The organism is Kordia sp. (assembly GCF_022447245.1).
GTDB lineage: Bacteria > Bacteroidota > Bacteroidia > Flavobacteriales > Flavobacteriaceae > Kordia.
In genome coordinates, this window is sequence record NZ_JAKVBC010000031.1 from 19,127 (window position 1) to 41,761 (window position 22,635).

At 33.8% G+C, this 22,635-nt stretch carries 20 protein-coding genes; 11 read left to right on the forward strand and 9 right to left on the reverse strand.

Going from position 1 to position 22,635, the window contains the following annotated elements; genetic code table 11:
• Positions 1 to 20 precede the first annotated feature (20 nt).
• From MK119_RS18175 to MK119_RS18190, 4 genes are all read left to right on the forward strand, one after another.
• Complete coding sequence (locus MK119_RS18175) at positions 21 to 386, forward strand: hypothetical protein (protein WP_290681740.1); 366 nt, start codon at positions 21 to 23, stop codon at positions 384 to 386.
• A gap of 263 nt (positions 387 to 649) precedes the next feature.
• Positions 650 to 898 (forward strand): hypothetical protein, encoded by a 249-nt coding sequence (locus tag MK119_RS18180; protein WP_290681742.1) that lies wholly within the window; start codon positions 650 to 652, stop codon positions 896 to 898.
• A 231-nt stretch (positions 899 to 1,129) separates the two neighbouring features.
• Positions 1,130 to 2,599 carry an alkaline phosphatase PhoX gene (locus tag MK119_RS18185; RefSeq protein WP_290681745.1) on the forward strand — a complete coding sequence of 490 codons (1,470 nt, stop codon included), beginning with the start codon at positions 1,130 to 1,132 and terminating at the stop codon, positions 2,597 to 2,599.
• A 3-nt stretch (positions 2,600 to 2,602) separates the two neighbouring features.
• On the forward strand, positions 2,603 to 4,450 hold the full coding sequence (locus tag MK119_RS18190; RefSeq protein ID WP_290681747.1) for a cytochrome c peroxidase: 1,848 nt from the start codon (positions 2,603 to 2,605) through the stop codon (positions 4,448 to 4,450).
• Here MK119_RS18190 and MK119_RS18195 read toward each other — a convergent pair.
• The gene (locus MK119_RS18195; RefSeq protein ID WP_290681749.1) at positions 4,445 to 5,455 is read right to left on the reverse strand and encodes a carboxypeptidase-like regulatory domain-containing protein; all 1,011 of its coding nucleotides are present in this window, start codon (positions 5,453 to 5,455) and stop codon (positions 4,445 to 4,447) included. The genes MK119_RS18190 and MK119_RS18195 overlap by 6 nt on opposite strands.
• Positions 5,456 to 5,518: 63 nt before the next feature.
• On the opposite strand from MK119_RS18195, the gene MK119_RS18200 reads away from it, so the two are divergent.
• Positions 5,519 to 6,280, forward strand: a complete 762-nt coding sequence (locus tag MK119_RS18200) for a TIGR02757 family protein (protein WP_290681751.1) — start codon at positions 5,519 to 5,521, stop codon at positions 6,278 to 6,280.
• A 418-nt stretch (positions 6,281 to 6,698) separates the two neighbouring features.
• On the opposite strand, the gene MK119_RS18205 is transcribed toward MK119_RS18200, so the two are convergent.
• The 3 genes from MK119_RS18205 to MK119_RS18215 all read right to left on the reverse strand — a co-directional run bounded on the left by MK119_RS18205 (position 6,699) and on the right by MK119_RS18215 (position 9,481).
• Positions 6,699 to 6,959 carry a hypothetical protein gene (locus tag MK119_RS18205; RefSeq protein ID WP_290681753.1) on the reverse strand — a complete coding sequence of 87 codons (261 nt, stop codon included), beginning with the start codon at positions 6,957 to 6,959 and terminating at the stop codon, positions 6,699 to 6,701.
• A gap of 216 nt (positions 6,960 to 7,175) precedes the next feature.
• Positions 7,176 to 7,598, reverse strand: coding sequence for a hypothetical protein (locus MK119_RS18210; protein WP_290681756.1), 423 nt, complete (start codon positions 7,596 to 7,598; stop codon positions 7,176 to 7,178).
• A 326-nt stretch (positions 7,599 to 7,924) separates the two neighbouring features.
• Positions 7,925 to 9,481 carry an FAD-dependent protein gene (locus tag MK119_RS18215; protein ID WP_290681759.1) on the reverse strand — a complete coding sequence of 519 codons (1,557 nt, stop codon included), beginning with the start codon at positions 9,479 to 9,481 and terminating at the stop codon, positions 7,925 to 7,927.
• Positions 9,482 to 9,628: 147 nt separating this feature from the next.
• Here MK119_RS18215 and MK119_RS18220 point away from each other — a divergent pair, with 147 nt between their 5' ends.
• A complete protein-coding gene (locus MK119_RS18220) occupies positions 9,629 to 10,771 on the forward strand; it encodes an alpha/beta hydrolase-fold protein (protein ID WP_290681762.1) in 1,143 nt (380 codons plus the stop codon).
• Positions 10,772 to 11,377: 606 nt separating this feature from the next.
• On the opposite strand, the gene MK119_RS18225 is transcribed toward MK119_RS18220, so the two are convergent.
• Positions 11,378 to 12,472: an FAD-dependent monooxygenase gene (locus tag MK119_RS18225; protein ID WP_290681765.1), complete on the reverse strand. Its 1,095-nt coding sequence runs from the start codon at positions 12,470 to 12,472 to the stop codon at positions 11,378 to 11,380.
• 174 nt (positions 12,473 to 12,646) lie between these two features.
• Entirely contained in the window at positions 12,647 to 14,764 is a 2,118-nt protein-coding gene (locus MK119_RS18230) for a LodA/GoxA family CTQ-dependent oxidase (RefSeq protein ID WP_290681768.1), read from the reverse strand.
• 391 nt (positions 14,765 to 15,155) lie between these two features.
• On the opposite strand from MK119_RS18230, the gene MK119_RS18235 reads away from it, so the two are divergent.
• From MK119_RS18235 to MK119_RS18255, 5 genes are all read left to right on the forward strand, one after another.
• Positions 15,156 to 15,530 (forward strand): hypothetical protein, encoded by a 375-nt coding sequence (locus MK119_RS18235; RefSeq protein WP_290681771.1) that lies wholly within the window; start codon positions 15,156 to 15,158, stop codon positions 15,528 to 15,530.
• A gap of 175 nt (positions 15,531 to 15,705) precedes the next feature.
• A complete protein-coding gene (locus tag MK119_RS18240; RefSeq protein WP_290681774.1) occupies positions 15,706 to 17,652 on the forward strand; it encodes a BatA and WFA domain-containing protein in 1,947 nt (648 codons plus the stop codon).
• Positions 17,649 to 18,902: a dihydroorotase gene (locus MK119_RS18245; protein WP_290681777.1), complete on the forward strand. Its 1,254-nt coding sequence runs from the start codon at positions 17,649 to 17,651 to the stop codon at positions 18,900 to 18,902. The genes MK119_RS18240 and MK119_RS18245 overlap by 4 nt, the downstream gene beginning before the upstream one ends.
• A complete protein-coding gene (locus MK119_RS18250; RefSeq protein WP_290681781.1) occupies positions 18,902 to 19,228 on the forward strand; it encodes a hypothetical protein in 327 nt (108 codons plus the stop codon). Before MK119_RS18245 ends, MK119_RS18250 begins: the two co-directional genes overlap by 1 nt.
• An 11-nt stretch (positions 19,229 to 19,239) precedes the next feature.
• Positions 19,240 to 19,893 carry an alpha/beta hydrolase-fold protein gene (locus tag MK119_RS18255; protein WP_290681784.1) on the forward strand — a complete coding sequence of 218 codons (654 nt, stop codon included), beginning with the start codon at positions 19,240 to 19,242 and terminating at the stop codon, positions 19,891 to 19,893.
• A 243-nt stretch (positions 19,894 to 20,136) separates the two neighbouring features.
• On the opposite strand, the gene MK119_RS18260 is transcribed toward MK119_RS18255, so the two are convergent.
• The 3 genes from MK119_RS18260 to MK119_RS18270 form a co-directional block, all read right to left on the reverse strand.
• Positions 20,137 to 20,334 carry a hypothetical protein gene (locus MK119_RS18260; RefSeq protein ID WP_290681787.1) on the reverse strand — a complete coding sequence of 66 codons (198 nt, stop codon included), beginning with the start codon at positions 20,332 to 20,334 and terminating at the stop codon, positions 20,137 to 20,139.
• An 850-nt stretch (positions 20,335 to 21,184) separates the two neighbouring features.
• Positions 21,185 to 21,715, reverse strand: coding sequence for a hydrolase (locus MK119_RS18265; RefSeq protein WP_290681790.1), 531 nt, complete (start codon positions 21,713 to 21,715; stop codon positions 21,185 to 21,187).
• A 13-nt stretch (positions 21,716 to 21,728) separates the two neighbouring features.
• Complete coding sequence (locus MK119_RS18270) at positions 21,729 to 22,493, reverse strand: MBL fold metallo-hydrolase (protein WP_290681793.1); 765 nt, start codon at positions 22,491 to 22,493, stop codon at positions 21,729 to 21,731.
• Between the last annotated feature and the right edge of the window lie 142 nt (positions 22,494 to 22,635).

The window sequence follows — 22,635 nt, forward strand, 5'->3', positions numbered from 1 at the left end:
ATCGAATAACTAAAACAAACATGAGACTAATATACGTACTTCTTATTGTATCATTTGTTTCCTGTAAAAAAGAGGAAATACAAATTGATTATCCGAAAGATATTCATGAGATCAAAAGTGTAGAATTAGTAAGACCTGATGAAAAATCGAATGGGAAGTTTGCTGAAATAAAAAAGCTCAAAGAAAGTGAAATTGTTGAGTTACTAGCAGCCATCAAGAACTCAAAAAAAGCTGGTATTATTAAATTTAAACCCAATTTTTATATTGTATTCGTGACAAAGAACAACGAAACCAAACGAATAAAAGTAAACGGAAACATCATAAAAGGCTATACAAATGATATCGGATATACCATTTCTAAATTAGCATTTATGGCTGACTTTTAAATACAAAATTTTCAACGAATAGAATTTTCATCTTCATATTTGTACTATCACTTTTTGGATGTGAACAAAACAAATCGCAAAAAGCAACTAATAATCTTCAAAAAAAATATGAAGCAACAACGATAGAGCTCAATATTGATGATGAATCTTCCTTAGTCATATTACTTCACAAAGACGGTACAATTAACCGCAAAGGAGATGGAACGCAAGAAATTGATCCTAACTTCTACATCGGAATTCAGCAAGACAGCATATTCACAAAATTGACAAAAACAATTACACCAGATTTTGAATCGTTATTGAACGGCGTTTATGAAGATCCTGACAAAAAAGGAAAAACATGCATGTTAGAAATTACACTTTCTGATGGAAAAGAAACCAAAGGCGTTCGATATACGTATGGCTTTGAATCTATGGGACCACCAAAACCTATTGTCGATTATGTATTGAAAGCCATAGAGTTAACTGATCCATGGTTTAAGGAACAAGCTAAAATGACTGAAACGGAATAGATGAATTCGTATCGTATTAAGTTGTTAATAATCAGTAAAATCTATACAAAAGCATCTCTATAAAATAAAAAAATCCACACTTAAAAAAACGTCTTTACAGTAAGTTTATACAAACTTAAACTCGAAACGTTTCCTTAATATACGCATAATCGTAAAACAATATTTGGCTAAAAATTCACTAACACAACATCGATAGTTTTGTGCAACTAAAAATTCGCAAACTAATAATCGATGAAAACCATTTCAAAAATTTTTGCATTAGCAGGACTTATTTCTTTAGCGTCTTGTAATAATGATGACAACAACGGTACAACTACAACTCCTGGAGGCAACACTAGTGTTATTGACCTTAAAAACCACTCTATGACTCCTGCTTTTGTTACAAAGCAAGCTGGTTTTGAAAACGTAGAAGTATACAGTATTTTAAGCTCAGAAGATGCCTTGCCAGAATCTCCAAACTTTGTGTATGGAAGTATGGCTGACGGTTGTGGGCTTTTAAAAAATGATGACGGAACGTACACCCTAATCAATAATATTGAGGCTGATTATGCCATTGCACGTGTTACTTTAGATGCTACTTTTAAGCCAATTAAAGGTGAATACATTTTAAACTCTGATGCCACTGGAAATACTGCACAATGTTCAGGAAGTTTAGCTACGCCAGAAGAGCACGGTTATGGACCTATATATTTAAGTGGTGGAGAATGGGGAGCAATGCCAACAAACAATGTATTTGTGGTTGATCCTTATAAATCTGCTGATGATGCAAGCGTTGCTGAAATTTTACCTGCCATGGGACAATGGACTATTGAAAATGCAGTGCCAATTGGAAAAGATGCATTCCCAGGGAAAACAGTGGTAATGATTGGTGATGATAGCCGTGGAGACGCTGGAGGACAGTTAGCAATGTATGTATCTAACACTGTTGGTGACTTACACGGAGGAAACTTATACGGATTAAAAGTTGGTGACGGTAGCGTTACGGATAAAGATTTAATTATTGGGAATGAGTATGATATTGAGTTTGTTCAATTAGATCAAACTACGTACAACGAGTTAAATAACGAAAGCATCGCCAAAGGTGTGATGGCTTTCAACCGTGTAGAAGATATCGACTATAGAAAAGGTTCTGCTGCGGCAAACAGAGAAATCTATTTCAATGCTACAGGTCACACTTCAAACTCAGATACGCGTACAAAATATGGTCGTGTGTACAAACTAGTATTAGACGAAGGAAATCCTTTAGCTGGAAAATTGACTTTAGTATTAGATGGAGATGATTTAACTAGTAAAGCAAAAACTTTCCACAGTCCTGATAACATCTTAGTCACTGAAAACTACGCATACATTCAAGAAGATCCTAACGGATATGTAGATGATATGGTAAAACAACACGATGCATACTTATACCAATATGATTTAAATACAGGAGCATTAAAAGTTGTGTTAGAATCTGCTCATAGAACTGTAGAAGCAGTAGATAATGGATATGCAAGTTTTGACGATCGTTGGGGAAAATGGGAATTAACTGGAATGATTGATATTTCTGATATCATTGGAGAGCCAGATACGTTCTTACTAATTCAACAAGCACATTCGTGGAAAGACGACGCTTTCTTAAATCCTGATGGTGCCGGAACTGCTGAAAATAGTAGAAACGAAGGTAGTATTTTATTAGTAGTAAAAGGACTTGCTAGATAAACCATGCTAAAAAAAATTAATCTACCTAAAGAGGCTTATGGTGTGGTAAGCCTCTTTCTCGTATCTATAAATTTACTGGTTTCATGCAAAAATACAGCTGATACAATTCCGATTCCTGTACCTGAAAATGAAACCATTACTGCTGCTATTAAAGCGCAATATGAAGACGACTTAAAGAATTGCATTGCCGATGTAAAAGCCTTAAGCAAAGCCATTATAAAAGATAGTATTCTGTACTATTTTAAAGCTGCTCGTATCGATTTTAAACGTATGGAGCCAATCATGTCATTTTACAATAGTTCAAATTATTACGGGTTAAATAAAGCCAATTTACCAAAAGTTGATGAAGGTGATAATGCTGAAAAAGTGATAGAAGCATCAGGTTTTCAAGCTTTGGAAGAAGCCATTGCAGAAACTAAAATAGATACAGTTGCAATTCATGGATATGCAAATGACATTTACAGTAAGTTGAAGCTCGAACAAAAGTACAATTCCATCTTAAAACATACAGATTATAAGTTTTTGTGGCTTACACGCCAAGCATTAGTCAGAGTCATGTCGATGGGAATTTCAGGATTTGATTCACCTGTACTATTACTTTCGATTCCTGAAAACAAAGAAGTTTTTGCGAGTTTGGAAAAATATTTCCATATCTACAAGTCGCATTTTAAAAGCGAGCAATTATTTAAAGACTGGATTGCTGCGTTGAAAGCTGCGCAAGAGGCCCTTGATGAAGCTGAAAATTTTAATGATTTTGATCGTTATAGTTTTATTAAAGATCAACTACAACTAATGCTTTCGTTATGGAATCAAACCGTAACAGATTGGCAAGTACAATTTCCATTGAAACAAAAATTAAACTATGGAATAGATTCGTTCTATGATGCTAATACGTTCAATCCAAATGCATTTAAACCGAGTTATAGTCCAGAAATATCCCCAGAATTAGCAGCATTAGGTAAAGATTTATTCTTTGACGCTTCACTTTCTAAATCTGGTACGATGAATTGCGCAAGTTGCCATCAACCAGAAAAAGCGTTTACTGATGGAATGCGTTTTTCAAAAGACAACCAAGGAAACTTTGTGCAACGCAACTCTCCTACACTACTCTATTCGAGCATTCAACAATCACAATTTTATGATGGACGTGTAGAAAACTTAGAAAATCAGATTTTGGACGTCATCAATAATGAAAAAGAGTTTCACGCTAACACTGAAATGATCGTTGAAAAACTAAAAAAATCCGAAACCTACACAAAACGTTTTCAAGAGTTATACAAGCAGGGAATTGATCATAAATCGGTTCGTAATGCTATTGCGATGTATATCCGAACATTGACGCCTTTCAATTCAAAATTTGATCGAAATATTTCTGGAAAGGAAGATACATTTACCGCGGAAGAGACACTTGGTTTTAATCTTTTTATGGGAAAGGCAAAATGTGCTACTTGTCACTTTGCCCCAACGTTTAACGGAACAGTTCCGCCATATTTTGCCGAAAGTGAATTGGAAGTTTTAGGCGTTCCAAATACCAAAGTATGGGAAAACGCTATGGTAGATGAAGATTTAGGACGTTATTATGTTGCGAAAGCTGAATTAAAAAAACATGCTTTTAAAACACCAACGGTTCGAAATATCTCCAAAACAGCTCCGTACATGCACAATGGTGTATATGATACTTTGGAAGAAGTCTTAAAGTTTTACAATCTTGGAGGTGGCGCTGGTATTGGAATTGAATTGGAAAACCAAACATTGCCACCAGATCCTTTAGAACTTTCTCCAGAAGAAATAAAAGCAATCATTGCGTTTATGAATTCTCTTGAAGATCAGTTAAACGAACAAAGCTTATAAATTATAATTCAACGGCAAGGTATTCGCAATGCGCTTGTCTCCTAACACGCCTCCGAAAGACAATCTTCTCGGAGGTGTATAATTTCCATACTTATCAATCACAAATTCTTTATCGTCTTCCAAAATCGTTAAGAATGATTTTTGAAAACGATCATACACAATCACCAACCGATCTGCAGTAAGCTTTACTTTGGTATCTTCTCCCATCGGTGTGATTTTAAAGTATTTGTATGGTGGTACAATAAATCCTTTACGAAAGATTTGAAATCCATTCTCTTTCAATTGTTTTTTTGCTAAAGAACGCATAAAATACAAAACAGACTCGCCATATTCCTTTTCTCTTGCTTTTCGATGTCTTCTACGGACTCTTTTATGTCGTTCGGTATAAAAAGTAGAACCAGCTACATATACGCTTCTAGTCAAAACATCGCCTCTTTTTGTTAATCGCAAATCAGCTTCAAACGATTCTAGTGTATACTCAACGGTATATCCTAAGTACTTATTTCTAATAATAATTGGTTTATCTGCATATGCGTTGAGTTTTTGTGTGGTAGGATTGTACACTAATTCAATAGCGTCCAAATTGACAATTCTACACATATACGGTTCAACCGTTTTTCCTATAAATTCTCGTTTAAAGATTTCCATTTTTTTTCGGCGCGACCAAGGATCGTTTTCTAAATATACGGTTCCTAAAGCTTGTGGCTTCAATTTCATATAAATCTTGGCTCCACTTTCTAACTTTCGCACATCAAATAACAAAGTTTCATATCCTATGTAACTAATAACCAAAGGTGATTGTGTAGAAGCCTTATAATCGATAGAGAACTTCCCATTTTCGTTCGTGGTAGTTCCAATGGTAGTTCCATCAAAATAAACAGATACACCAAATAATGGCTCTTGTGTTTTTCCATCAAATACAGATGCTTCAAGGGTTTGTGTGTATGAAATGCTTGTAAATAGCAGACTTACATAAAGAAAAAGTAGTGTGTAATTTTTTTTCATGCATTTTTTGATTGATTAGTACTAAAAATAATAATTATTTTTGTCAAAAGATTGCCACATCTTATGAATTTAACTGAACTTAAATCCTTTCTAGACGAAAAAGTAATTGAATACAATCAACCAAAATTCGTAGAAAGTGACCCGATACAAATTCCACATAAATTTAACCGAAAAGAAGACATTGAAATTGCTGCTTTTTTAACGGCTACCATTGCATGGGGTAATCGAAAGATGATCAATAATAATGCCAAAAAAATGATGGAGTTGTTAGGAAATTCTCCGTATGATTTTGTACTAAATCATTCAGAAGAAAACCTAGAATCTTTAGAAAACTTTGTGCACAGAACCTTCAATGGGACTGATTTTGTGTTCTTCATAAAGGCTTTACAAAATATCTATAATCATCATGGTGGATTGGAAGTGGTTTTTGCTAATACCGAAGAAGAACGCATGCAAAATGTGATTTCTACTTTTAAAGAAACTTTCTTTAGCATTCCGCATCCAGAACGTACTCGAAAGCATGTATCTGATCCCAAAAAAGGAAGTGCAGCTAAGCGTATTAATATGTTTCTTCGATGGATGGTTCGCAATGACCAAACAGGTGTTGATTTTGGTATTTGGAAAACACTTTCTCCTTCTCAATTATCATGTCCACTAGATGTACATTCAGGAAATGTAGCGCGAAAATTAGGTTTATTAAAACGCAAACAGAATGATGCCAAAGCCTTACGAGAATTGGATACTAGACTGAGAAAATTAGATTCTAATGATCCTGTGAAGTATGATTTTGCGCTGTTTGGTTTGGGTGTTTTTGAGAAGTTTTAAAATAGTTAAATACGCTTTCAGAAACCCTTATATGACTGGAAAAAATTGAAAAGCCAAGCAATGTTTGAAGCGATACCAGAAAATGATCTTGAATTAGTTTGATTGTATTTCCATGATTTAATTGATACGCATAATCAACATCTAGAATTTTTGGGGCTTGCATTGACTGAAAGTGAGCTGTAACCATCATGAGATTAAAGTATTATAACTTATTCAAGAGACCAATCCTTTACTCAATGAACCTGAAAAAGGTATTAATAGTGTAGAAATCGCATGCATATTGAAACGTAAAAAAGATATTTACTTTTAATTTCTCACTCAAAAAATAGGCTTCACTTTTTTCTCTTTGCAAAATAAAAACATGGCCAGAAGCTAACTTCCAGCCAATGTTTAGATCAAAATTTAACTTATTACTTCATTAAGCACATGCAGTAGCCGATTGACACTGCGGAAGTGCACAGTTAGACATAGCTACTGAATCTACTGTACAATTAAGAGCTTCCGTTGCATTTGGAGTACCACATCTTCCTCTTTGGCTAAGTAAATTACAGTCTTTGTTACATGTATGATCTTCATCAATTGTAATTGTTAACCAATCTCCCCCAAGAATATTGTTAAGATGTAAATTGGAAATTGATGTTTTGTTTAATGTTAAACTGTTTAATTTTTGTTTTTTCATAATACAAGTTTTAATAATTATTATTGAAGCAAATCTATCCTGAAAAAACAGACAAAACAACAAAAGTAAGCTAGAATACGACAATTCTAGGCTTAAAAAAAACCGAGTTAAAAAACTCATAAACAAATACTTACATATGAAAATAAAAAATCAGATCATAAAAAAACCTCATCAACAGATGAGGCTAATTTTTATATAAATTTTAGTGTTTTCAAGTTATTTGACACGTCTAAAGACAATAGCATCTTCTGAAAAATCTGTTGGTCTTCCTGCAGTACCTCCAAATCGTAATGCCATTTGCATTTCGTCTCTAGATTTCATTTTGATAATACCTTTTAGACGTCCTAATTCTCGCTTTGAACCATTATCTATAATCATAAAATCAATTGCTTTTGGCGAAGTACCACTATTTATGGTATACTTCATAGCAGCTTTTGTACCATTATGATCATAAGATTTTCCTCCTAAAGTTTGTCCATTAAATTCAAAAACAGCATAACCATCACTTGTTAAGGTTAAATATCCTATATCTCCTTTATCTTGTCCTTTCCACTTTCCAACATGATCGTCTGGTGCTGTAAAAGAAAATAATAATAGTAAAGTAACAAGTGCAAACGACAGTTTTTTCAAAATTTTCATAATCGGGATTTTTAATATGTTTTAGCGTTACACAATATATATCAATATTTTAACACAAACAATTGTTTTTCAAATTGACTAGTAATGGAGATGTTATTATTGTTTCTTAGAGTTGTTTTAATCTTTTTAAGTATTATTTTAATCATTGGAAGCATTGATGTAATACTTTCAAGCGTTATTTTAATCATTATAAACATCATTTTAATACTGGTAAGCTTTTATCTAACGCTACAAAACGTTATTTTGACCATTATAAATACTAAAGTATCAGCTCAAAAGATGATGCTAAGGGATTACACCATATTGGCAAGGGATAAAACTCAGGTTTAAAGTCCAATAATTGCTGCTTCGGCACAACGCTCACCATCCATAGCTGCAGAAACAATTCCACCAGCATAACCACCACCTTCTCCACAAGGAAATAATCCTGTCACTTCTGGATGCTCTAAGTTTTCTTTTCTAGGAATGTTGACAGGTGAAGATGTACGTGATTCCACGCCAACAATATTCGCTTGGTCTGTGTAATATCCGTTCATTTTTTGTCCAAACGCAGCAAATCCTTTTCGTAAACGGCCTCCAATAGCTTTGGGTAGTAATGAATGTAATGGCGAAGATTTTAAACCAGGTTGATAGGAAGTTGGATTCAAATCCGTTGATAATCTTCCTTCCACAAAATCTGTCAATCGTTGTGCAGGTGCTACTTGACTCCTACCTCCTGCCGTAAATGACAAACGTTCCAAATCTTTTTGAAATTCCAGACCTTTTAATACACCATGTTGTTCATATTTGAATAAATCTTTCTCTGCATTGATCTCTACGACAATTCCAGAATTGGCAAATTTATTATTACGTCTTGATGGTGACATTCCGTTGACTACAACTTCTCCATTCGCAGTTGCCGCTGGCACGATAAATCCTCCCGGACACATACAAAATGAATACACTCCACGATCGCGCACTTGATGCACCAAACTATACGCAGCAGCTGGTAACAGTTCATTACGCTCACCTGTACAATGATATTGAATATTATCTATGATTTCTTGTGGATGTTCCACACGAACTCCCATAGCAAATGATTTTGCTTTTAAAGCTACTTCTTTTTTATGCAATAGCTCATAAATATCTCGGGCTGAATGTCCTGTGGCTAAAATCACGCGGTTTACTGACATTTCACGTCCATCAAGTAATTGTATCGCTCGTATTTTATCTTCCTTAATGATCAAATCAGTTACACGTGTTTCAAAATGTACTTCTCCCCCATATTTTATAATAGTTTCACGAATATTTTTGACAACATTAGGTAATTTATTTGTTCCAATATGCGGATGCGCATCTACTAAAATTTGATCCGTAGCACCATGATATACTAGATTTTCAAAGATTCTGCGTACATCGCCACGTTTCAAACTTCGTGTATACAGTTTTCCATCAGAATAGGTCCCTGCACCACCTTCCCCAAAACAATAATTAGAATCTTCATTCACAAAATGTTCTTGGTTAATGGCTCGTAAATCACGACGACGTTCTTGCACTTTCTTTCCACGTTCTAATACTACAGGTTTATAACCCAATTCTACACAACGCAATGCAGCATACATTCCTGCAGGTCCAAAACCTACAATATGAATTTCTTTGGCATTAGACACATCTTTATAATCAAATTTATATTCGCTAGCTTCAGGAAGTGCTTCATTAATATACACCGCGACTTTATAGTTAAAAATAATCAATGGTTTACGTGCATCAATTGATTTTCGCAGTACTTTTATTCCCGTGATACCATCTGCCAATGCGCCAAGTTTTTGCTTGGTTTTTTGTAGCAAAATATCTTCAATTCTTTCTTCCTCTAGCGTAATGCGTATTTGGATTTCTTTGATCATGCTGCGAAGGTATTAAATTTATTGAGAGTTGGTTAATGCTTATTTTAACATTCATTATGAAAAAGCACATTGCGCATATATATTCTTTAGTTTACATTTATACAGCATAAAAAAATCTCGATTTCACATATACTCCAAAACATTCGTATGAAAAACTGCCCAACGAAACTATTATTTATTTTTATTACCTGTGCATTTCTGAGCACAATATCACTCGCACAAAAAAATGACTCTCATATTACTATTGGAAAAAAGCATATTATTAACTCATCTGTCTTACAGGAGGAAAGAGTAATTCAAATATACACTCCTGATGGATACTCAGAATCAACACAAAAATATCCTGTATTATATATTTTAGATGGACAACAATATTTTTTAAGTGGTGTTGGTTTGCTAAAATCGATGCGTACACCGCGTGCTATTCCAGAAATGATTATAGTAGGTATCAGTGATAACGAAGCATCCAGATGGACTTGGTTTGCAGATAAAAAAGAGAAATTCTCAAGTTTTTTGATAGATGAACTTATTCCTTTTATCAACTCAAACTACAGAACTAATAAAGAATGTATCATTTTTGGATGGGAAGGCGCAGCTTATTATGCCAGTGAATTGCTCTTAAAGCATCCTGAGGTCTTTAATGGAGCTATCTTAAGTAATGGAGGTTATGCTTCTAAGGATATGCTAAACGCTTTTGACGCCAATAAAGCTAAGTATTTATACATGGCGAATTCAAAAAGGGATATTTATAATATAAGTTATACTCAGGAATTCCATGAAACTTTGAAAAAACATAGTCCTGAACATCTTATTTGGAAGTATGATTTGTTCAATGATGAAATACATGAAAGTCTTGCGCATTTGGCTTTATACAAAGGATTAAAATTTTATTATCACAACTACAATTCGCTCGTTTTTGAAAGTATACAACAATATATTGATTTGGGCGAAATGGACTACTTGAAGACTTATTTTAAAGAACGAGGAAAACGGTTTGGCTTCGACAGCAGTATAGATAATAGCACAAAAAACTCTTTAATTTGGTTGGCTTGGAACAGAGATAATTTTGAGTATTTTAAATTCTTTGTGAATGAATTCAAAGATGTTTTAAAAACGAAAAGATATGATTCTGCATATTGGCAGTATCGTTTTGGACAATTCTATCTAAAGCATAAAGACTATACTAATGCAATAAAATATTTTAATGCTGGACTTACCAAATACCCAAACTCAAGATTTGAAAAGCAGATGAAGGAAGGATTGATTGAAGCAAAAAGTAAGAAAGCATAATCTACCAAAAACAAAAAGTATAAAAACGATATGCTATTAATTCTAACAAATAACTGAGTTTCTTTACATATATAATTCAAAACCACTCTTTTGATTTCACCAAAATCTTAAGTACCATACAGTAGAATTTAACATATGAAAAAAATCAAGTGTAAATAATAAAGAAATACTTCACAATACCATACGGAATTTTACATATAGAGAATCATTTGATTTAATACGACACGATGATGACCTAAAATTTGAATTAGGAACTTTAAGGTTTTTTCATAAGAACATGATCAAAAATACGAGAATAAAGTTGCTAATGAGTTGAATAAATTGATCAAAATGGTGGAAGAAGCTTTATAAACGTTACATAATCAAAAAAGTTAATACAGATTTACATCCCATAAAAAAACACAAACAGCATCTGTACGGCTTACCATGATTTGCGTTATTGTTGAAATCATAATCCCGATTTTTTCATAAATCTCCTAATGTATTGGTTGTAATTCCAGATGCACCTGCTATTGGAGGTTTGATTGGAACTATTACAGATAAAAAAAGAATACAACATAAAAATTCGCACGAACAAGAATCTTAAAATAGTATGCTACAAAACTCTTAATACCAGTCTTTTACCAAAAAAAACTGTTTCCAAAATTCCGAATCCTTCCAGCGTGTTTCTTGTCGATACAAATTGTTTTTAGAAATTAGATATTGCTGATATATAGTCTGCATTGCTTCTCCATATTCTGCAAACACATCTGGATCCGCTTCTGATAATTTCTTTTCTATGGTTTCTGTTGCTCTCGCTGCTGTATAGATAGCATTTGTGATTCCATGTGAAGACAACGGATCAAAGGACATGGCAGCATCACCAAGTGCCAACCAATTGCTTCCTGAAATCCGTTTGGCTACAGAAGAGTTTGCATTGCCTCCTTTGAATTTAGCTTGATTGACTTGTGCTATGAAATCTTTTAAATAGATCGTTTCTGATAAAGCAGATTTACATTGCGAAATATCTTTAAGTTTGGACAAGATTTCGTGTCCTTTATTTGTATACATTGTACAGATATTCTCCGTTTCATTCAATGCAGAAACAATTCCCCAACCTTGTTCAAAACTTTCTACATATACTTCATGTGTCAATTTTGGATGTTTGATTTTTGGTACGTGACAACTTACAGCGACCAATTCATCATGTATTTCACTATCAACTTTTAGTTTTTGTAATACTGCTCGATTTCTCCCTGTAGCATCAACAAGAATTTGTCCTTGTACCATTTTTACGCCATCATTTTTAGCCAAAACAACCGTATTTCCATGTGCTTCATGAATAATTTCAAAACCTTTTGTATACGAAACCATATCATCGCGAATCAAGTCTCGCATATACTCTAAGGTTTGATACTTATTGATCTTCAAACCATTCTTAAATGGATTGTGATGGTAAAAATTGATATCTGTTACTCGCGAACTTCCCCACATGGAATGATATCCATAGGTTTTTCGATACGCATTCTCTTCAAAAGTGTTTAACAACTGTAACTTCTGTAAGAAAGGCATTGCCGAAGGTGGAAGCGTTTCTCCTAGTGCAAAAGGTGGCTTCTCTCCTTTTCTATGTAACAGTGAAAACGATATTCCTTTACGTTGCAAAAGCACTGCCAGCGTTATGCCAGCAATGCCGTTGCCTATTATAATTACTTCTTTTCGCATGTAATTTTATGACGAATTTGTTATAAAAATCAAACTAAGGCTCTATCTATGAAACGTCTTTGCGTGGAAGTATGATAAAGCAATCTGTGACTTCAAAAAGCAGATAAATTTCATTATCAAACAGATTACTAAGTCGCAAGCTTCTCGGAATGACTTTCACAAAAGAATTACGGTCTAATGTTTCTTCATATCTTTAGAATCATACGCTACATATAAAAGTTTTGGAATGCCATCAATATCTTCTTCTAGCCACCTTCCGGTAACTACACCAATATCTTTCCACTGATATACCATATTGATCAAGCCATTCATATAGCCTCCTTCTGCATGATATCCAATAAATCCAGTATCTGCAGTATGCAACCAAGCCAAACGATTGGCATAAATATTACGCTTAGTATCCGGTAAAATATTTGGATCTTTTAGTTTTTCAAAACTCGCAGCTGGCAAAACAAACACTGGTAAGTTTGCTGCCCACCAAGACGGTACTGGATATTGTTCTTCCACATATACTGCCTGACAACTTCCTGCGTCTGACTGCCATGGAATTCCCATCCATTTGGTCATATCTCCTGGTGTAACTTTCCAAAACCAAGCATCTTCACTGCCAGGTATCATAGATTTACGTACATCATCAGAAGTCATAGAGAAACCAAAATTGTTATAAAATATTTCTTCTTGTTCTTCTCTAGAAGCTACATTTAATCGAACTTCACGTAAGCCATAAGCTCCTATTCTATATTCAGCATTATCAACAATTAACTTATAGGTTTCTGAGTTCTCGGAATATAACTGATTGTGACGCATTGGCCAGGTCAATTCTACTCCAGGATGGAATCCTCCACCGTATAAAGTTTCTAAAACTGCTCTAGTCATCAATAACGGCTTGCGTGCTTCATCTCTTGCAGATTCTAAAAATCGCTCACGATAGAATTCTCCCATTTGATCCATATTTTCAAAATGGAAACTATCTGGAGTATAAAAATTACCATCGCGCCATTGTCTGAGTTGTTCATAAATCATTGGCGGAATGGCAAACCATTGTGCTGGACTTCCTGGATAATCAATCGCATCTCCTGGATAATATGGTAACTTTAACTCTTCTGTTCCACTACTACGATTGACTAAATCTGTTTTGTTTTTACTTGGAATAATAGGTTCGTTTGACATATTATATGCAGGATTACGGAACATATTAAAAATGCGTTCACGTACCGCATCTGCTTCTGCTTTTGGTTCTTTTTGATAGATATATTTAAATTGATCTTTGGCGATTAATTCATCAATTGTTTCTTTGAAAGATGGCGCTAAAAAGTCTCCTAAGTTTACCCATTGCATTCTATATAAACGATACATCATTGGGAAAACCGTTGCCAATTCTGGTTGATGGTATTCATCAGCTGCACCCGTAATTAAATCAAACATTGTTGAAATTGGTTGAATTTGTGGTGCATAATCTGGTGGTGCAGACGCTACCCAAGCTGAAGATTTTGCATCGTCTAAACGATATAATTCTCCTGTATCTCTTCTACGAATGTTTGCAGTTACTCTTCCATCACAAATATCATCATACCAATTGGAATTATCTGCGAAATCTGTATTTAAGTCAGACGGATTCAATGCTGCAGAAATTCCGTCTGCTCCATAAAATATCATTGTTCCATCATCGTCAAATTCAACTGTCCCAAGATTCACGTCTTTAGCATCAACTTTCATCAATTTTGCCAACATACTCACTCCATCCTTTGAAAATCTTGAAGAAGGAAATTGCCCTCTGATTTCTTTGTGTTTTTCACCTTCATGAACACTTACCATTCCTGGATGATTTACCAAGTCTTTACGATAATTATAACCATTCGGCACACGCAATCCTTGATCTAACACATTTGGGTTTCTATATTCTGCGCTAATGCCTGGAGCCAATTTATCTTTTGCAAAATTTGGTGATAAATTTTGATGATCTTCTATCATTACAGATAAGTCTAAACTGTTGTTGAAGTCGTACCAAAACGGTTTTTTATTGGCAACTTCCACTGACCATTCAATTTCGTAATCATCCGTATTAATTTGACGAAATGGATTTCCGTTTTCATCACATTCATAAATATAGAAACGTTGTGCTTGCTTCTTTAAACGCCCATCTTCTGTAAGATAATTTTGTTCTGTTTCGTATAAGTTTGCCCAAGGGATTTCTGGACTAAAAATTACATCTTCTTTCCTTGCAGGACCATTTCCAAGTCGCGCAATTCCTATAGAAGGATAAATTCTAAATTTTGGATTTGAGTTTGCCATCTGGTTGATTTTTTAAGTTGCTTAAAGATATCGGTCAAAGGCATTTTATACTAGCGTAATTTTACCTGTTTTTATAGTTTATGTATTTACATGCGTAAGGATCAATAACTATAATAAGTGACAATCTGTCAATATTTGAAGTTTATGGGTTTAAGAGCTACGTTTTTAGAGTGTCTCATGGGGAAACCGTAAGTAATAATAAAATACTGATTTTATTATCACTATTTAATGTAAACTAATCATACTCCATGAGTATTGTCAATAAAAGGTATTCATAGTTAAGTTAACTATGAAAAAAGCAATCATTTTCATCTCTCTTTTTATGTTCAGTCATAGTATATATGGACAATCTAGTGAAATAATAGCCACTGCATACAAACAGGTTTTTAGAATGAATAATACACGGGGAGAATGGCCAGATCATTGGACTACTTATGAATCTGAAGGAAGATCTAATCCTGTTATTCGCACAACAAAAATTAGTGGAGGATCTTCAGGATATATTTACAGATTACAAATGTATATCAACAATATCGTACAAGCAGATTTTTATGTCACATATGATTCGCAAAAATCAGTTGAGATGAGAAAAGAATGGAATGATCATTATGTTAACTGCTATAAAGGATCAGGTGGAGACTATGTTTTTACTCAAAAAGTTTCTCTTGAATCTATTTCGATAGATAATTCAGAATGGAAGTATAATGAAAACTCTCAATTATATCTGATGATTTATTCAGAAGATTATTGCGTGGTTATAAGTTAACTACTAATTATTTACACGATCTAATCTTATGTAGTATGTAGAATGATTAAATAACGATATAATTATTATCACTCTTCAACTATACACAATATTAACATTGGTAAAAACGACAAGCCAAAATTAACACTTCTTTATAAACCTCAACCTATGGTTAAATAAATATAAACGTTTATATTTGACAAACGATTATTTAGGAATGCAATTCAAACACCCAGAAGTACTTTACGCCTTATTATTACTCCTCATTCCTATTCTAGTCCACCTATTTCAACTACGACGCTTTGAGAAAACAGCTTTTACAAATGTAAAGTTTCTACAAAATGTAATTTTACAAACTCGAAAAAGTTCTCAGTTAAAAAAATGGTTGATTCTTTGTGCGCGACTCTTAGCAATGGCAGGATTAGTATTTGCCTTTGCGCAACCGTATTTTGCAAATAGAGATATTGTAAAAACGGAGAAAGAAACAGTGATTTATCTAGACAATTCGTTTAGCATGCAAAGCAAAGGAGAAAAGGGCGATTTGCTAAAACGTGCAGTTCAAGAGTTACTGAATACCGTTCCTGAAGATGAAGAAGTTTCTATTTTCACAAATACAGACACATATAAAAACACAACTGTTAAGAGTATTCGAAATGACTTGCTACGTTTGGAATATTCGCATCAGCAAGAAGCCATTCCTGCAGTTTTATTGAAAGGACGTAAGTTGTTTTCAAAGCAAAAGAATTCAGTAAAGAATCTAATTTTAATCTCAGATTTTCAGCAAAACGGACAGCTTTCAACGCAAACAGACAGCACATTTACTACAAATTATATTCAACTGAAACCTGCAAATTCCAATAATATTGCTCTTGACAGTCTGTATATTGCTGAACAAGATGTAAATTCGGTAAAGATAGCTGTTGTCGTTAAAAACTCTGGTGTTCCTGTACAAGATGTGCCAGTTTCATTGTACGATGGAGGAAGCTTGATTGCCAAATCGTCGGTGAATTTAGATTCGCAAAAAAGTTCGGAAGTCAACTTTTCGATTCCTTCTAACAAAGTAATTGAAGGAGAAATTCGTATCGATGACAACACACTACAATTTGACAATACGCTATTTTTCAACATCAATTCGCCAGAAAAAATTAATGTGCTTGCCGTAAATGAAGCAGATGATGAATTCCTTAAAAAATTGTACACAGAAGACGAGTTTAACTTAGTTTCTACTCCATTAAATCAATTGAATTATAATGATATTGCCACACAACAATTGATCATTTTGAATGAATTGAAAAACATTCCGAATCCATTGTTAACAGCATTGAGAAGTTTCAAACAAAATGGAGGTTCACTCGTCATCATTCCCGCCAAAGAAAGCAATCTAGCTAATTACAGTGAACTTTTAAAAAACAACAATTTCAGCTCTTTACAAGAAGTTAAGGAAGTTACAGAAAAGAAAATCACAAAGATCAACTTCTCGCATCCGTTATTTACAAATGTATTTGAAAAAGAAGTGACCAATTTCCAATACCCGAAAGTGAATCACTATTTCGGAATTGTGAGTACTGCTGCTATATTACGATTTGAAAATAACTTGCCGTTTTTAATAGCGAATAACGAAACATACATGTTTACGGCGCCAATTAATACTGAAAATTCCAACTTTAAAAACTCGCCATTAATTGTTCCTATCTTATACAACATTGGGAAGAACAGTCTAAAATTGACCGACTTATATTATACCTTAGGAAGAGAAAATTCTTTTGATGTGCAAACTTCCCTTGGTCAAGATGCCGTTTTGACGATTGCCAAAGGAGAAGAAGAGTTTATTCCGCTACAGCGAACTACAAATACGAAAGTGCGTTTGACAACTGATGAATTTCCTTCAAACGCAGGAATTTATAGTATTAAAAATCAAAACACAGAATTACAGCAGATTAGCTATAATTTTGATCGAAAAGAAAGTACACTACAATACCATAATATTGCCAATTTATATCCTGAAAACACACATACAACTGTAGCGCAGTTTTTTGAAGATTTAAAAAATGAACAGTCCGTAGCTTCGCTTTGGAAATGGTTTATTATTTTTGCGCTAGTATTTTTAGGTATTGAAATTTTGATTTTAAAATTCGTTAAATGAATCTCCTTATAAAATCCGCTACTATCATTGATGCAGCAAGTGAATATCATCAGGCTATAAACGATATTTTGATAGAAAACGGAGTCATTACTCAGATTGCCACTTCCATTGAAAATTCTCATAATTACGACACTATTTCGCTAGAAAACCTTCATATCTCACAAGGTTGGTTTGACAGTAGTGTGAGTTTGGGAGAACCAGGATTTGAAGAACGTGAAACCATAGAGAATGGTTTGAAAACGGCTGCAAAAAGTGGTTTTACTGCCATTGCGGTGAATCCGAACGCAAATCCAATTGCTGATACCAAAGCTGATATTGCTTTTTTAAAAAGTAAAGCTTTTGGAAATGCAGTCAATCTCCATCCTATTGGTGCGTTGACAAATGCCAGTAAAAGTATGGATTTGGCAGAGTTGTTTGATATGAAAAATGCCGGAGCGATTGCCTTTGGCGATTATCAAAAAGCTATTAGAAATCCGAATTTACTAAAGATTGCTCTACTGTATGCTGATAATTTTGATGGCTTAGTGATGTCATTCCCACAAGAGAATCAAATTGTTGGAAAAGGAATTGTCAACGAAGGACCAAACAGTACACGATTGGGCTTAAAAGGAATTCCATCCTTAGCGGAAGAATTACATATTGCGCGCGATTTATTTTTGCTAGCTTATACCAAAGGAAAATTGCACATTCCAACGATTTCTACAGCAACATCAGTGCAATTGATTCGTGAAGCCAAATCCAAAGGTTTGAATGTGAGTTGTTCTGTTGCTATTCATAATTTGATGATGACAGATGACGAATTAGAAACGTTTGACACGCAATATAAAGTACTACCACCATTACGTACCGAAAACGATCGAAACGCTTTGATTGAAGGTTTAAAAGACGGTACAATTGATATGGTAACAAGCGATCATAACCCGATTGATATAGAACATAAAAAAGTAGAATTTGACAATGCCATGTACGGAACTATCGGTTTAGAAAGTGCTTTTGGTACCTTGCAAACTATTTTTGATACCGAAACTAGCATTCAACTTATTACTTCAGGGAAAGAACGATTTGGAATTGAAACCTCAACAATTGCAGTTGGACAACAAGCAAATCTGACACTTTTTAATCCTGAAGGAAACTATACTTTTACCAAAGAACATATTCACAGTAGCTCTCAAAACAGTGCTTTTTTAGGCAAAGAATTGAAAGGAACTGTTTACGGAATCATTCATAACCAACAAAAAGTTATTTCGTAATGGACTCAAAAACTATAGAAAACGGGAGACAAATTGCCATTATTTCGTACCTGTTAACGCTCGGATTAATCATTGCATTTGTAATGAATATGGATCCTAAAAATAAATACGCTGCCATGCATATCCGTCAATCTTTAGGTTTAAATATTCTATTCTATGCAATTGCATTTCTTACAGGTTATTTTACTGGTTGGATGGTTGCAACTCCGTTTTATGTCTTTTTTATTGTCCTTTGGGCATTTGGGCTTACCAATGCCATACAACGTGAATACACACCTATTCCACTAGTTGGCGATTACTTTCAAGAATGGTTTAAATCTATTTAACAAATTACTCCATGGAAACTCAAAAATTATCATTACACCATTTAATCAGAACTCCAAAAACTGCCACTGAAAACGCGCCTGTTATAATCTTATTACACGGTTATGGAAGTAATGAAGAAGATTTATTTTCGTTTGCAGCAGAATTGCCAGATCATTTATTTGTAGTATCTGCACGTGCACCAAGAGATTTACAACCGTATGGATATTCTTGGTATGATATTCATTACACTACTACTGAAAAAATAAGTAATGATGAACAAGCTATTGAATCTAGAGATTTGGTGGCTACATTTATTGATGAAGTCGTTGCCAACTATCCTGTAGATGCCAATAATGTAAGTTTGTTAGGATTCAGTCAAGGAACCATTTTGAGTTATGCAGTAGCGTTTACCTATCCTGAAAAAATAAAAAATGTAGTGGCATTGAGCGGTTATTTGAATCACAAAATCTTTGAAGTTAGTGACGACAAAAAATACGATCATTTAAACTTTTATTGTTCTCATGGTAGCGTAGATCAAGTGATTCCTGTACAAGCAGCTCGAGAAATCACACCTTTTATGGAATTAAACAATCTGAGTCACGTATACCAAGAATATCCTGTAGGACATGGTGTGGCACCACAAAACTTCTATTCTTTTAAAGCTTGGTTGGAGAAGCGCATTTAATTCTAAATTAATTACTTAAAATATTACGCAAAAGACGTTGAATTTTTCATAAAAAAGAGACTGCTTTTTTAAACAGTATCTTCTCATTAACCTAAAATAAAATGTGTAAATCCACACGACGCTAAACAGTCTAGTTAGTTAGTTAGTTTATAACACCTCAATAACTGTAAATGTTTCCCAAGGACCAATTTGATCGCGATTAGCTTGTAATGTATTACCTCCCAATATTTCTCGAGATACATACTAATTATTTTCTGCTTTTAAAGCAATTTTATTGCAACCTACCCAAACAACTATAAATTCTCTGTTACTTACCTTACTATTAGCACTCATTATAATATCTTCTCCATCTGAGGAAACAAAATCATTTCCCGCTTGGAACATCATTTTTGTCGGATCTGGAGTACCATGTCCTCCTGTCTTTATTACAACAAGTTCCAAAGCAGTTGATTCCTCTGTTCTAAAGCTACTAATTTCGTTGGATTCTCTCCTTGATTATCGGTAAATGTGCTGTCATCTGCTTGTAATTTAATTGTACATATAATCTAAAGTTTTAATTGTTCATATTTAATTGTGCAATTAAGAATAGATAGTAGCTACTGAATTAAATATCAAACACTTAATTACAATACAAATGTTGAAATTTTACAGATATATTGCATTGAAATTACCTTAACTGTCATTTTTTTGACTACGGGTGTACTCATTTTGATCATGAGTTCTAAAAGAAATTAATACTACAGCTAAAACACTTATATTTAGAATCAAGTATTTATACGTTAAAATGCTTTTCGATTGCGTAGTATATTTATACAACAACAAATTAGAATCTGCAACCATGAAAACACCAGAAGAAAAGAAAAAGTTAGAGGAAACTGCTCCAAAGTTCAAAGATTTTGACAAACCTATTATAGTAAATACTAAAGACTACATTTTAAGGCTTTTGTAAGACTATAACTTGGAAACTCTAAAGTGTTATTCATTCTCGCGAATGATTATTATTACCCAACTACAGAAGTACACTTATATCTTTGAGCTGCGAAAGATGGTGAATATAACCAAATCCAAAACAATTCTGTAGTTTCCCTCGGATTAAAAACCTACTTAAGTGCTCAAATCACTTCTGGAAAAGGAATAGTACACATAGAAAATACAGTTACCACATAAGATGCTCATGGAAAACACAGTGTAGAAATAGAATCTTTATGTAAGACCATTCGGATCAAACAAAAAAAGCGCTAAATATTGAGTTTAGCGCTTTTTACTTATACTATTTACGTTAAGAAATAAATTATTCTTTATACTTAGGATACAACACTTCTCTTATCAACTCAAAAGTTAGTTCTTTAGTTGTATCATTTACGTCGTAGCGTAAAATCATTTCTCCCCAAAAATCGCCATCAGTAAAACTACATAAAATCCACTTATGGTTAATTACTTTTACCTTATCAACGGACATGAATTTTCCACCAGTACCATCAAAAGGAACCAAAGGATTGTTTGCCGAAGCCGAATTTTGATCGTAAATGGCATCTGTAATTCTTTGGGTAAGGTTCTCTGTGTTAACACCTGATCCTTCAAAATATTCTTTAGCTTCACCGTTATTTTCAAAAGAAAAATAGCGCAAATCTAAATTCTCATTATACAACATATTCGTTGTATCCTTATATGCTTTTATATTATTTTGTAGAGTTTCTGTCTTTCCACGCAAGTCTTCAATTTTAGAATTCTGCTGCTCGTACATTTTATTCATACTCACATATTGGTATATGGCTAATAATATCAAAAAAATGACTGCATATAATAAGATTCTCTTTTTCATGGTACTGCTATTTTTAAATCGTGATTGTTAAGGTATCGTATGCCAAAAATACATTTTCTGGCAATTCTTTGGAAACTTCTGCATGAAAACCTAACAAATGACTGATATGTGTTAAATACGCACGTTCTGGTTTAATTTCTGCAATAAAATCCAACGCTTCCTGCAACGAAAAATGTGATATATGTTCTTGAATTCGCAACGCATTGACTACTAATACTTTTAAACCTTTCAACTTATCCTTTTCCGCTTGTTCCATCGTTTTTACATCTGTCAAATACGCAAAATCATCAAAGCGATAACCAAAGACTTGTAACTTATAATGAAACGCATTAATTGGTGTTATTCGTACACCTTCGAGTTCAAAAGAATGATTATTTTTTACTTCATGTTGAATCACGCCTGGTGCGCCCGGATATTTATTTTCAGTAGCAAAAATATAATCAAAACGTCGTTGTAATTCTCCAAATACACGTTTATGAGCATAGGTATGAATATCGCCTTGGCGAAAATAAAAAGGTCTAATATCATCCAAACCAGCCGTATGATCAGCATGTTCGTGTGTAAACAAAATACCATCAATATGACGACAATTGGCACGCAACATTTGCTGGCGAAAATCAGGTCCACAATCCACCACATAAGTTGCGTTTGCCCAAGAAATCAAAATAGAAACTCGCAGGCGTTTGTCACGAGGATCATCACTTAAGCAGACAGGATGATCGCTTCCTATAATGGGAATCCCTTGAGAAGTTCCAGTTCCTAAAAAAGTTATTTGCATAGCAAAATTTGATAAATTGTTAAGAATTAGACAATTTTAAATACATATCTGTGTATTTTACCAATCATTCTTCAAATTTAACTGATTATTTAACAAAAAACCTTAAATATTTAGTTCAAAAAAAATCTGAATGTTTATTTTT